Origin of the sequence: Nitrospira tepida (genome assembly GCF_947241125.1) — a bacterium.
In the GTDB taxonomy this organism is placed as follows: domain Bacteria; phylum Nitrospirota; class Nitrospiria; order Nitrospirales; family Nitrospiraceae; genus Nitrospira_G; species Nitrospira_G tepida.
The window spans coordinates 3,489,378-3,502,197 of sequence record NZ_OX365700.1; the positions used below are offsets into that span (position 1 = coordinate 3,489,378).

9 protein-coding genes are annotated in these 12,820 nt (G+C 62.8%); all 9 read right to left on the minus strand.

From position 1 onward, the window contains the following. Position 1 precedes the first annotated feature (1 nt). A complete protein-coding gene (locus QWI75_RS16500; protein ID WP_289269801.1) occupies positions 2-1,201 on the minus strand; it encodes a glycosyltransferase family 9 protein in 1,200 nt (399 codons plus the stop codon). Beyond that, on the minus strand, positions 1,198-5,400 hold the full coding sequence (locus QWI75_RS16505; protein WP_289269803.1) for a glycosyltransferase: 4,203 nt from the start codon (positions 5,398-5,400) through the stop codon (positions 1,198-1,200). The genes QWI75_RS16500 and QWI75_RS16505 overlap by 4 nt, the downstream gene beginning before the upstream one ends. Before the next feature lie 153 nt (positions 5,401-5,553). After that, on the minus strand, positions 5,554-6,879 hold the full coding sequence (locus tag QWI75_RS16510) for a B12-binding domain-containing radical SAM protein (RefSeq protein WP_289269806.1): 1,326 nt from the start codon (positions 6,877-6,879) through the stop codon (positions 5,554-5,556). After that, positions 6,864-7,937, minus strand: a complete 1,074-nt coding sequence (locus QWI75_RS16515; RefSeq protein ID WP_289269808.1) for an NAD-dependent epimerase/dehydratase family protein — start codon at positions 7,935-7,937, stop codon at positions 6,864-6,866. Before QWI75_RS16515 ends, QWI75_RS16510 begins: the two co-directional genes overlap by 16 nt. Before the next feature lie 200 nt (positions 7,938-8,137). Next, positions 8,138-9,559 (minus strand): cyclic di-GMP phosphodiesterase, encoded by a 1,422-nt coding sequence (locus QWI75_RS16520; protein WP_289269810.1) that lies wholly within the window; start codon positions 9,557-9,559, stop codon positions 8,138-8,140. Between the two features lie 86 nt (positions 9,560-9,645). Continuing rightward, positions 9,646-10,134, minus strand: a complete 489-nt coding sequence (gene fliW, locus QWI75_RS16525) for a flagellar assembly protein FliW (RefSeq protein ID WP_289269812.1) — start codon at positions 10,132-10,134, stop codon at positions 9,646-9,648. Then, entirely contained in the window at positions 10,088-10,429 is a 342-nt protein-coding gene (gene csrA, locus QWI75_RS22535) for a carbon storage regulator CsrA (RefSeq protein WP_370693581.1), read from the minus strand. Before csrA ends, fliW begins: the two co-directional genes overlap by 47 nt. 67 nt (positions 10,430-10,496) lie before the next feature. Next, on the minus strand, positions 10,497-11,387 hold the full coding sequence (flgL, locus tag QWI75_RS16535; RefSeq protein WP_289269814.1) for a flagellar hook-associated protein FlgL: 891 nt from the start codon (positions 11,385-11,387) through the stop codon (positions 10,497-10,499). Between the two features lie 41 nt (positions 11,388-11,428). After that, positions 11,429-12,820 (minus strand): flagellar hook-associated protein FlgK, encoded by a 1,392-nt coding sequence (gene flgK / locus QWI75_RS16540; protein WP_289269816.1) that lies wholly within the window; start codon positions 12,818-12,820, stop codon positions 11,429-11,431.

The window sequence follows — 12,820 nt, forward strand, 5'->3', positions numbered from 1 at the left end:
CTTACCTCTCAGCGCACAACGTTGGCCCGATCGAGGACCAGATCGACTCTCGCCGGCGCTCGGCCCCATCCGGATGATGGAGCCGGCAATAGTAGGTGCCCCAGTCGTCGAACCGGCTTTCCCAGAGCGACCATTCGGGCGACGTCCCCGGGCAGGAACCGGACAGCAACAGTTCCACGCTCGACTCGACCGGCCAGTCCTGAGACCTGCCTTGACCAGCCGGCTCCTGTTGCCAGACCCAATGTCCGGGTCCGTACGGTCCCGTCTCGTGCACGCGCGCCCGAGCGAAATAGAACCCCATCGTGCGAAGTCCCAGGGCCGCCCCCAGATGGAGCGGTCCTGTATCGGCCCCGACGATCCAATGACAGCGACTCATGAGCGTGGCCAATTGCGCCAGGTTCAATTTTCCCGTCGAGTCCCACACACGGCCGAGCAGCAACGGCGACAGGCGGTCTTGGATGGCGGCGGCCACCTCTGATTCCGGTCCTGACCCGATGAGCACGACTTGCGCCCGAGAATGGACCGCCAACAACGTCTCAATCCAACTGGCCCAGACCAACGGCGGCATGCACCGTTCCGTATCTCCCGCCCCGACCGCCACCAGGACCCACAGACTTTCCTTGCCCCCAACCGGCGAATAGCCGGCCGGCAGTTCGCTTTGGACCGCCTGAATGCGCGGCACGAGCGTGGGAGGGCGAACCCCGCAAAGCCCGCAAAACGCATCAGATAGATGGATGCGGTGGTCCGTTCTTCGCCAGGCCACGTCTCGAAGATAAGAAGCCCAGGCCGGCAACGATGCAGCCAGCGGACCATCCGAACCCGGCCCGACGACCCGAGCGGCCAGCAAATGCGCCGCGTAGATTGCCCGCCGGTGTTGGTTCAGGTTGAAGGCCATGGCGTACGTGCCGACGCCCAACTCATCCAGATGGTGCGAGGCCTCCCGGCAGATCTGCTGATGCCGACCGTGAGCCGACTCCGCCCAGGCCCTCCATTGGGCGCCTTGCCAGGCGAGTACCCGCCGGAGATGCGGAAACAGCCGCGCGACCGGAGCCAGCGGCGCCGCGCACAGGAGATCGAGCGTGAGCCTTGATCGTGACTGCGTCAGGGATTCAATAACCGGAAGCGTCTGGACCAGGTCGCCAAGCCGGGCCAATTGGATGAGCAGCGCCCTCGAGCCGGGTTCTTGTACCGGCTCGCTCATGCGACAAGCGGCAGGCTTCCGGCAGCGGACAGGCTTTTCGCGAGGTCGTCCAGACCCTCGAAGCCGGGATTCAACAGGCGGATCGTGTCGTACTCTTTGCGCGCCGCCTCTATGCGGCCCAGTCGCAGCAACGTACCGGCATAGGCAAACCGCGCGGACAGGTCGCCGGGATTACGAACGATGTACCGTTCCAGATCGTCGGACAACGGTTCCCACCGTTCGAGCGAGGCGCCGACCCGCAACAACCAATGGAGGACCTCTTGGTCGTCCGGATATTCGGCCGACAGGTGCCGGTAGATATGCCACGCCTTCTCCGGCTGATTCTGGCCGACGACCGCCATGCCCATTCCCAACTGGGCCCGTTTCGCGTCGGCGCCGAGGCGGAAGGCCCGTTCGAATTGCTTCTCCGCCTCCTCAAACGTCCGTCGCTGCATCGACAGCACCGCCCGCATCAACCACCCTTCGGCATGATCCGGCTTGAGCCGCAACAACGCGGCCACATGTTCCTCGGCCTGTTCCACCGCTCCGGCTTCAAGAGCCGTCTTGGCCAGCGAGCAGCGGGCCTCCGGATCGTCCGCGATCTTCAGCACGCGCTCCCAGAACAGAGCGGACAAGTCACAGGCCCCGATGATCCGGCAAACCATGGCGGCCCAACGAAGCACCCACTCATCATCAGGCCACTCCTGCACCCTGGCCAGCAGGGCTCGAAGCCCCTGCCGTTCCTGCTGTTGGGCCAACCGTTGGGCCTCTGCGACCAACTCCCAGCGTCGGCGCTCGTTCGAATCGGTCAAGGGGTCAAGTCTGGTCCGCAGGATCTCGCCGTCGGCCGTTTGCCGGAACGCCAGCCCGTCCTCGACGTAGGCGATATCCTCGTCAGGAATCCACCAGTGCTGTCCCCAGCGATCACGCAGGCGCTTGGCGTTGTCGGCGTCGTGGGCCTTTCGGCCCGGACTCTGGCTTTCCAGGTGGTAGAGGACGCTCTTCGGCTGATAGATGATCCGCCAACCCCGCTCGCGGATCTTCAGGCAGAGATCCACGTCTTCAAAACTGTTGCGATACCCTTCGTCGAATCCCCCCGCGGCCTCGAACACGTCCCGCCGGATCAACGTGCAGGCAGCCGTCACACACTGGAACTCCCGCCGCCTGTTCACCACCGGGTGATCGCCTGGCAATTGCCGGTACAGGTGGTAGGGCGTGAAGACGACCTTTGAGAATACGACCCCAGCATGTTGGATCGTGCCGTCTTCGTACAACAACTTGCTGCCCACGACCGCCACCTCGGCATGGGTCTCCACTTCGTCCACCAAGGCTTGAAGCCAGCCTTCCAGCGGAATCGTGTCGTTGTTCAAAAAGACGAGATACCGTCCGCGCGCTATGGCGGCCCCGCGGTTGCAACTCTTGGCGAACCCGCTGTTCGCCTCATTCCGCACGGTCTGGACATCGCCGCCGAGCGAGGCCAGAAACTCCGGGGTCCCGTCCGTCGAGCCGTCATCCACGACGATCACTTCATACTCGACCCTGTGAGTGACCGCCGCCAAGGCCGTGAGGCATTGCCTGGTCAAGTCGACCTTGTTGAACACTGGCACAATGATGGAGACGTCATAACGCTTCCCGGGAGCGTGATTCGCCGCTGGCGGTTCCTGCCGAGCCTGCTGTGTGGGCTGGCTCTGTTGCAGGCCCAGGCGGACTCCCTCCTGGAACGCCGACGTGAGCAGGGTCTGGTAGAGGGGATAGAGCACGGTCTTGGCGTAGTACTGATCAAAGCCCATGTCCTGAATCCGAAGGGCAGCCAGGCGCGCGACCGCCGGCTTTTCGACTTCCTTGAGCACCGAGATGAGCAAGGCCATCCGATCGCGGGCGACGGCGGAGGCTCCCGGGTCGCGCGGCACTTCATCGAGCTTCAACATCAGCTCGTTCAACACGGGATGCTTGCCGGCCAGCAACACCGCCATCTGTCCGGCCTTTCGCTGGCGCTCGACAAAACTCTCGGGAGTGATCTCGTGATGGTGCTTGGTCACTGCCAGCGGATTGAAGTGAATCTGCATCCCCTGGTTCGCCAAGCGATAGCCCAGCTCGACATCGTCGAAGGCGGGATACAGGAAATCCGGATCGAACAGGGTCGCCTGCCGCTGCAAGAACGGCCGTTTGAGGGAGAGATTGCTCGTGTAGAACAGGCGGAAATCCACCTTGCCGTTCTTGACCAGATGGTAGGCAAACTGCTGGCCCCCTTCCGGCGAGACGATGAATTTCATGAACGGCGTGACCGTAATCTCCGGCGACCAATCGATGAACCCCAACATGGCCTCCGTTTCCACCGGAAACTTCCGATGAAACGTCGCATGGGCCTCCAGGAAGCTCGGCTCGGGAATCATGTCGTCCCCGGTGATGACCACGATGCGCCCCCGAGCGGCGCGGATCCCCTCATTGCGGGCAACATTGGCTCCTCCATGCGGCCGAGCGAAGACGCGGAGGGAAAACGGCAGCTTCATGCGACGCGCCATGGCGACGGTGCCGTCCGTGGACCCGTCATCCACCAGCAGCACCTCAAACTGGTCCGGAGAGAGCGTCTGCGAGGCAAAGGCCAGAAGTGTCTTCTTGACGATTGCCTGTCGGTTGTAAGTTGGGATCACGACGCTCAGTTCGGGGGCGGGACGGGACAAATCGGCACCTGGATCCTCGTTCGGATCGGCCGCAAGCTGCCGGTTCAATGCCTCTACTTGAGCCGGCGCGGCGCTAGCGGACCGTACGGGGGCGGCCTCTCGGATCGCCTGAGCGATCGGTTCCAATCGATAGGCCCATCTGAGAACCTGTTCATAATGTTGGGCCGCCACGGCTTCGACGAGCGCCGATGCCCCTTCCCGGAGCCGCCGCTCAAGGATGGCGAACCCCTCCTCCAAGAACTGTTTGCCTGTGATCAGATCCTCGCGCGACAATTGCGGCGTGTGCATCGGCACCTGGTGGCCTCCGTAGTCGCCCCAGCGAACCGAGTCGATCCAGCCCTGTTGGAGCGCCTCCTCATAGAGCGGGGTTCCCGGATAGGGCGTGATGATCGTCACGCCGATCGTATCGGGTTGATACCGCTGGATCAGGTCGTAGGTGGCGACAATGGATTCGCGCGTTTCTTTAGGCAGTCCCACGATCAACAGAAAATGCAGGCGAATCCCCAGGCCCCGAGCCTTGTCGCGCACGTGGGCCAGCCGCGGCACGGTGAGCCCCTTTTTTCCCTCCCGATGATGCATCACGGCTTCGTCGCCGGTTTCCACGCCGATCAGCAGGCCAGCGCAGCCGGCGGCCCGCATCTTCTCCATCAGCCCGTCGCTCAGGCAATCCACTCGCGTTTCGCACATCCATTCCAACGTCCAGCCCGCCTCCACGATCAGGTCGCACAGACGCCCGATCCGTTCCTGGTTGAGCGTGAACGTCGCGTCGCGGAAATAAAGTTTGGTGATGCCGTTATGCTCGACGATCTCCTTGATCTCGGCTGCAATGCGTTCGGGACTCTGCGACCGCCACTTCACGCCTTCGACCAGAGGATAGGGACAGTAGTAGCCGCAGGGGTAGGGACAGCCCCGGCTCGTCTGGAGCGTGGCGACCGGCGATCCGAGCAGAGGATAGACGTACTGCCGGTTCGGCAGCAGATCCCTGGCGGGAAAGGGAAGCCGATTCAAATCGGATACCGGCTCGCCCTCTTCGAAACGGAGGATCACGCTGTTGGGACCATCGCCCTGCTCCAGCCAGGCGCATCCTTTCCTCGTCCGCCCGGCGACCAGATCCACGATCGACAGGTCCGCTTCACCGTGGATCACTAAATCGGCGGCGCTTTGTCCGAGCAAGGTTTCGAGCGTGCGGTGATCGCGGATCAAGGTCTTGCCAAAGACCTTGGCCTCGGGATGTCGGCGGCGCAGTTCGACAAGGAACGCCGCATCGGCTTCAAGGGTCGGCAGGGCGACCGTGGCCAGCAGGACATCCCATGTCCGGCCCTCCAACCGCCGGCAGACACCGGTCTCGTCCAGGCGCAACGGATCGGCGTCAATCAGCTCCACCGATTCCCCGGCATGGCGCAAGGAGGACGCCATCGTCGCCAGATCCAGAGGCGGCAACAACAGGTGTTCGCCTCCATCGAACCCCAGGCCTCCGGCCATACTCCGGCTGACGGGGCGACGCGCCAACGATGGGCTGTTGATCAAGGCGATGTGCATGAGGCCTCCATACCAAGCTTGCTGGACCCGGCTGCCCTCAGATTGTTCTTGGCAGCCGGATAAACACCATCAGTGATTCTCTTCTCTTTTTCATACCAACCTTCGGTTGATCCGGCCGCGCTTCAACAGATCCCGGCGGACGGAGAACATCCCTCAAGGGTTCTCTCTCCCGGGCGCCAGACCGCCCAGCGCAGCCAGTTGGGATTCCGGCCCGCCCTGATGGGCAAGCGCCACGGCTTTGCTGAGCCAGTCATAATCGACGTGCTTGACCTTGGCTTCGTTCGGCGTGCGGCAGGAGCCGTTGTAGGGATCCACCATGATCAGCCCTTGCTGTTCCAATTCGGCCGCCATGCCGCTTCCCGGGGTGGGCGTGAAAAAGCTCGTGCTCAGGTGATCCGGCTTGATCTTCCAGACCATGCGCACGGTGTCCGCGGTTTCGGACCGGGTCTCGCCCGGCGCGCCGAACATGATGTTCGCCCAGACCCTGACGCCGGCCTCCTTGCAGATGGCTGCCGCTTTCAGATTCTCTTCGACCGTGGTTTCTTTCTCGAACAGATCGAGGATTCTCTGGCTGCCGCTCTCAAACCCGATCATCGCCCAAGCCAGGCCGGTCTCGGCCATCTGGGTGACCACATCCGGATAGCGGCAGATCAGATCGGCCCGCATCTGGCAGATATAGGGCTCGGTGAACCCGGCAGCCCGGTACTGCCGGCAGAATTCACGGGTCCAGCGGTGGTTGATGAAAAATAGATCATCGTGGGCCATCCAACTGCGAAAGTGAAAGCGATGCTTGAGAACGCGCAGCTCGTTGACGACGTTTTCCTGGCTGCGCATTTTCACCCGGTTGCCAAAGACCGCGCGCTCGGCCGGTTGGCAGAAGTTGCACTTGAAGGGGCAGCCTCGGCCTGCGTTCGTCGTGACGAACGGCGTGGGCAGGCTCGGGACCATGGGAGTCTGGAGCTCTCCCGTCATGTCGAAGAGATCGCGATCCACCCAGGGGATTTCGTCCAACACAGGCGGTTCGCCGACGATGACCCGGTCGACTGGTTCGCCCCGCTCCAGTTTCGCGAGCAACTTGGGGAAGCTGATTTCCCCCTCCTGGGTGAGGATGTGATCGATCAACCGGTTCGAGGACACCTGTTGGAACTGCACCGTGGCATGGACGCCCCCGAACACGACGACGGCGTCTTCCTTCTCTTCCTTGATGATCCGGATCGCCCGCGCCGCGTCGGGATAGTGCAGGCTCCAGGAGGTGACGCCCCAGACTCTGGTCGTTCTCCGCGCCACCTCCTCTCGAAACTGTCCCCAGCCGCTGAGGGTGCGGAGGTCGATCAGGTCGACGGTATGGCCCTGGGCCTTGGCGGCCGCGCTGAGCGAGGCCAGGCCATGGTCGATAAAATTCGCCTCGATCGTCGGCTTCTTCTTGAAACTGTCGAATCCCGGGAGCGCCACCCCCGGAAAGATCAATGTGACGTGCATGGTTGGAGTTCTCGCTGACGGACCGAGTGAAGAAGCGAGGTCAGCCGGCCCGCCTCGTGGTACCACCGGAGCGTGGCGGCCAGGCCGCGGCGGAGCGACCATCGTCCATACGAGCCGATGTCCCCCTTGAGCTTGGTGTTATCGTAGAGGCGGTGGCAGCGGTCCGCCTCGCCCATCAACAGGTAGGCAAAATCCGGCGCAACCGGCGCATGAGACGATTGGTCCAGCAGCCCCGCCAAACGGGCGGCCCACAGATCGCGCTGGCCCAGCAAGCCCGTGAGCTGCTCAAGATATTCTTCAACGGAAACCGGTGCGTCGCCAGTCAGGTTGTACAACCCGGTCAGTCGCGCCTCGACGGCTCGCAGGACTCCCTCCACCAGGTCGTCCACATAGAGCGGCTGGAACCGCCGGTGCCTGAGCTGAGGCCAAACCGAGTGGAACGAGGTCACGCCCAACAGCGTCATCAAGGATGATTCCAACATCCATGCGCTGCCAGGCCCATAGATGTTGCCAATTCTCAAGACGAGAGCCCCCCGCCCAGGCTGCATTCCCCAGACGCTGACCAGATCTTCAGCGGCCTGTTTCGATCGCCCATAGGCCGAGACCGGACGACAGGGGACCTCTTCCTTGAGCGGGCCCTGTTGATCGGAGGTCAAGCCTTGCGCTTCGATGCTGCTGGCATAGACGAAGTATGGCACATCGAGCGCCGCGGCGAGATCCAGCGCCCGTTGCGTCCCGTCGACATTGCTGGCCTGGAGCGTCGGAGCATGCAGGGCTGTCTCGGCCGCAAAGTGCAGCATGAGATCCGGACGGCCGATCTTGGCAAGTTGGGCTTGTTGGGACGGGTCGATCGCATCATTCGGCCGCCCGAGATCACAGGAGACGACCAGCGCGCCTCGCGATGACAGGTCTCTGGCCGACGGTGTCTCGGTCCGTCTGGCCAACAGTGTCACGCGCGAGCCGACGCCCAGCAGCCTGCGAACCAGGTGCGATCCCAAGAACCCTGTGCCGCCTGTCATGAGGACGTTCGATGACTGCTGTCGCCTGATCTGCTCCATGCGCGCTCCTTCGTTGTCGCAACGCCGACCTTGGAGGAGAGCAAACCTTAGGCCACGAGGGCTGCGCAATGGGCTCCCGATGTTTCAATCGGTTAGCAACGGCGATCGGAGGGCCTGACTCTTCTGTAGGAACCGGGGGGAAAGAATTTCCCGGACCAGACCGGCAAGAACGGACCGGATCGTTCTTGATGGAAGATCGCCTACGCCGCCGCTTCAAGCACGGCGTTCGGCACCACGCCAAGCCGGCCGGCATCCAGCACTTCCGTGATGCGCTTGATGGGCTTCGTGGCCTGCATCGAGAGATCCAGCGTCTTGGGCGGCACATTCGGCCCCGCGGTCGATTCGCGTATGACCACCACGACGGGATTTAAGGTTTGCGACTGATTCATGCGTGAGACGATCGCGACCTCGCCGGTATTGAGCTGCACACAGGACCCCACCGGGTAGATCCCGATGCACCGGATCAGCCGCTCGACGAAAGCCGCGTCCAAGAGACCGCGCCGCGTCATCTCGTAGAGCATCTGCAGGGCATGATGCGGGGTCACCGCCTTGCGATACGGACGGTCGCTCGTCAGCGCATCGTAGACATCCACGACGGCGGCAATCATCCCGAATTCCGAGAGTTCATGGCGCTTCTTGCCGAAAGGATAGCCGGACCCGTCGAGCCGCTCATGGTGTTCCAGAACCGGAAGCAGGACCGGAGGCTCGACCTTGACGAGACGGCTTAGATACTCGGCTCCCTGCTCCACGTGCCGTTTCACCAGCGCCAGATCGTCCCCTTCCAATCGACCCGGTCGATTCAGCAGCTCGGCGGACAACTGCATTTTTCCGACGTCGTGCAGCAACATGCCGAATGCGATCCGCTGCAGGTCGTCGCGGTTCATGCGCAGATTCCGACCCACGGCCAGGGCCAGCACGCAGGTGTTGACCGAATGGTAATAGGTGTACTCGTCGAAACTCTTCAACCGGACCAAGCTCGTCAGCGCATCCGGATTGCGAAGGACGCTGCCAACCAGCGAATCGACGGCCGTGACCACAGCTTCGGAGTTGAAGGCGCGCCCCATCTTGGCCTCGGCCATCGCCTGCTGGACGATCTGCTTGGTCTGGTGGTAGCCGGCTTTCGCAACTACCAACTCCTGCTCAAACGGCGTCGGAGCGAACTCGGCCGGCCCGCCGGCCAAGGCGGAGGTTCTCTCGCCCAAATCAGGATCGGAAACCGCGGCGGCGCCGCTTTTCCCGGAAACGACGACCGAGCCGGAGGGCGCCATCGTTCTGCCCGAGCCAGGCGGCGATGCGGTCCCGTTCCAGTAACATTCTTTCTGTCCCGTTTTGCCCGACCGGACAGCGCTGGGCGTATTCGGCGGCGCCTCGGAATGGGGCGTCGCGACAGACGAGGCGGCGGCCTCCTTGTCCCCAGCGCCCTTCGCCTCGGCCGTTTCATGTTCAGCCTCCTCAACTTCGATTTCGACGACCTGCACGCCGCAGGCCTTGACCATGTCGACATCCGCCTGCGTCGTCATCCTCATTCGATGGGAAACGAACGGGGTGGCATACCAAGGCTTGTCGAGGCCGGTGATTAACATACCCACAGACAGTTTATTGACAGGGATTTTTGTCTTCATCCCTCATCCTTTACATGAAAGACGAATGAGTCGCTGCACCCGCTTCTCTATCGGCCGGATGAGTTGGGGACTTGAGTGGCAGCTCGTTACCCGGACAGACCGGCTGGCGCGCAGGCGTGGCCCGGCTCGGTCGGCATCGTTGACGGCTCCGCCCACACCGGGAACCTGGTGGGAAGATCGTCGGACAGAATCAGTTGCTTGGCGAAGCGGGTGCGCTCGTTGACGACGACGGGACCGCGCAGATTCGCTGTGATGCCTCCCGGATCCGGCCCCCGAACCGTGACGATCACGAAGACCGCGGCGTCGGAAGGAGCCTGCAAGTCCAGATCGGCGAGATCCTGCGGTTGCAACAGGATGCGGTAGTCGCAAGGAAGATCGCCGGGGTCCATGATCACGAACGCCAGTTCGGGATCATCAACCGCCTGCAGCCATTTAAATGGGGCCGGCCGATCATGATCCAGGATCACGTATCGGGTGGCATGCGGAAACCCAATGATGCCGTCCGGCATCATCAACAGGATCCGCTCCTCAACTTCGATGTCGCCGAAACGGCCGGTCGTCACACGAATGGGCATTGGGCGATCCTTCTCCCGGCTGCGCCGGCATTGTAATTCCCACATGCGTCCTGCGCGGCAGTTTCGGCGTCAGCCGTTCCAGATCCAATGTCGTCAACGGATCAGCAGACGCGGCAAGCCGATTTTGCTCTCGAATACGCGAATACACTTCATCGCGGTGCACCGCGACGGACCGCGGCGCGTCGATCCCCAGGCGGACGATGCCCCCCTTGACGTGAAGCACGACGACTCGGATATCCGGGCCGATCGTAATCGCCTCGCCCACCTTGCGCGTCAACGCCAACACTGTTGCCATCCCTGGCTTAGCCCGCCTGATGAACCGTATCGGTTGGCTGAAGGCCTCGCTTGATTCGCCCGGCGTCTTATCGGAGGAAATTCAGCAGACTGGTCGTGAACATGCGGCTCAGCGTGGCGTTGGTCGCTTCAAGGGCCAGTTCGTGGCGGCTGAGATCCGAGATCGCCTCGGCCAGATCCGCGTCCTCATGATCGGAGATGGTCCTGGTGACCAGCTCGGTCGCGCGCGCGATCCATTCACCAGCGACATCCATCCGATTCACGAGCGCCCCGATCTGTCCCTGGGCATTGTTGACCTGGGCCATGGCTCGGTCCACGTCGCCGACCCCCGTCTCGATCCCCGCCTGGTTGTTCCCCTCCAACGATGCCAGGAGGTCCCGCAGGGAGTCGAACAGGTTGGCCGTGGGCCCCGAAAAGACCTGGCTGCCGGGCATGGTATCGTCGATGGTCTGCCCTTCTCCGACTTCCACCGCGTGCCGCTCGCCGTTGCCTTGATAGATGACGGTGTCTCCGGCCGTCAGGACATAGGGCGCGACGTCCGTCTTGGTCCCGGAAAAAATCCGCTGGCCGTTGAGTTCGGTGTTGGCCAACTGCATCAGATGGCGATGCAACTGTCTGACCTCTTGGGCGATCGTCACGCGCTGTTCCGCGGTCGTCGTGCCGCTCGCCGCCTGGACGGTGAGTTCCTTCACGCGGATCAACAGCGTGGTGACTTGCGTCAGCGTCCCGTCGGCGAGCTCCAGTCGTTGCCTGCCGAATGTGATATTCCGGCTCCACTGCTCGTTGCGGGACAACTCCGTCCGGCCGGCCAGAACCTGTCCGAACGAACTGGGGTCATCCGACGGCTTGAGCAGGCGCTTCTGCGAGGAAATCTGCTCCTGCGCGACGAGGATCCGGCTCCGAGTGCGCTGCATGTTTCCGAACAACGTATTGAACACTTGGCTGTCCGCCACTCTCATACGAAGTCTCCGTCACGAATCGCTGAAACTCTGACCGACGATCAGCGCTTCAAGGTCAGCAGCGTTTGCAACATTTCATCCGCCACGAGGATGACGCGCGAGGCGGCCTGAAACGCCCGCTGGGACTGGATCATCTGCACCAATTCTTCGTCGATCGAGACCCCGGAGATCTCCGCGCGCCTCGCCTCGAGGTGTTCGTGCACGATCTCTTGCGCGTCAAGATCACGTTGAGCTGATTGCGCGGCAGTTCCAATTGTTGTGACCGTTGAGTTAAAGTATTGATTGAATGTTTGACTGCCGAGCGTTGCGACAGACTGGCCCTGAAGCCCTGCAAGCGCGATCGCGTTCGCATTATTGCCCGGAACTCCGGCCGCGGTGCCAGACGCTGCGACCGCTCGCCCGTCCGTCAGCGTGACAGCCATGGTCCTGGCCGTCACTCCAGTCGGCGCAAAGAAGTCCTGTCCCGTCGATCCGTCAAGCCCGAATCCGGCCCGATGCTGCTGGTTGATCCGGGTCACCATCGCAGCCGCCAACGTGTCCAACGAACCCTGCGCCGCCGGAATATGCTGATCGCGCACGTCGAGGAGCCCTTTGAGGCGCCCCTCCCCGATCAACGAGGTGAGATCGACGGTCGCGCCACCGCTCCCGATGTAGCGGACGTCCAGCAGCCCGCTGTTGCCGGCGTCGGCCACGCCGGCCAACTGGTAGGCCCGCTCCCGATCCACCAACAAGTGGCCTTTCCCGACAAACACGGTGACCTGCCCCGTGCCGTCCTCGATGGTCGAGATCCCGATCTGCTCGGAGAGGACGCCGAGCAGTTGTCGTCGCTGGTCGCGGAGATCGTTGGCCTGCTGCCCTCGACTCTCGGCGAGACTGATCTCCTGGTTGAGGCCGGCAATTTTTGCCGCCAATCCATTGATGTCCGTGATCGTCTGATCGACCTCCGCGTCGATGCCTTGGCGCTGGCGGTCCAGATCGGTCGCCATCCGGCTGAAATGCAGCGCCAGCGTGTTGGCGCGGCTGAGCAACACGGTCCTGGCCGTGAGATCGGCTGGGTTGGTCGAGACGTCCTGCCAGGCCCTGAAAAATTCGTTGATGGCGGCCCCCAGCCCCTGCTCGCCGGACGTCCCTACACTGTCCTGGATGCGCAGCAGCCAACTCCGCGCGGCGTCGAATGTCCCGAGCGCGCTGCCGGACCGGCGCAGCGAGTCCTCCACCACTCGGTCAATCTGTTGGCGAATTTCCGCGACCTGAACGCCCGACCCGACCTGACCCGGCTGATCATTCAGCGGGCGATTCTCCTGGAGTATCGCTTCCTGCCGGCTGTATCCGGGCGTGTTCACGTTGGCGATATTGTGCCCGGTGACCATGGTTCGCCGCTGGGCGGCGGAGAGGGCGCTTTTTCCGATGTCGAATAGGCTCGTCAGGTTCAT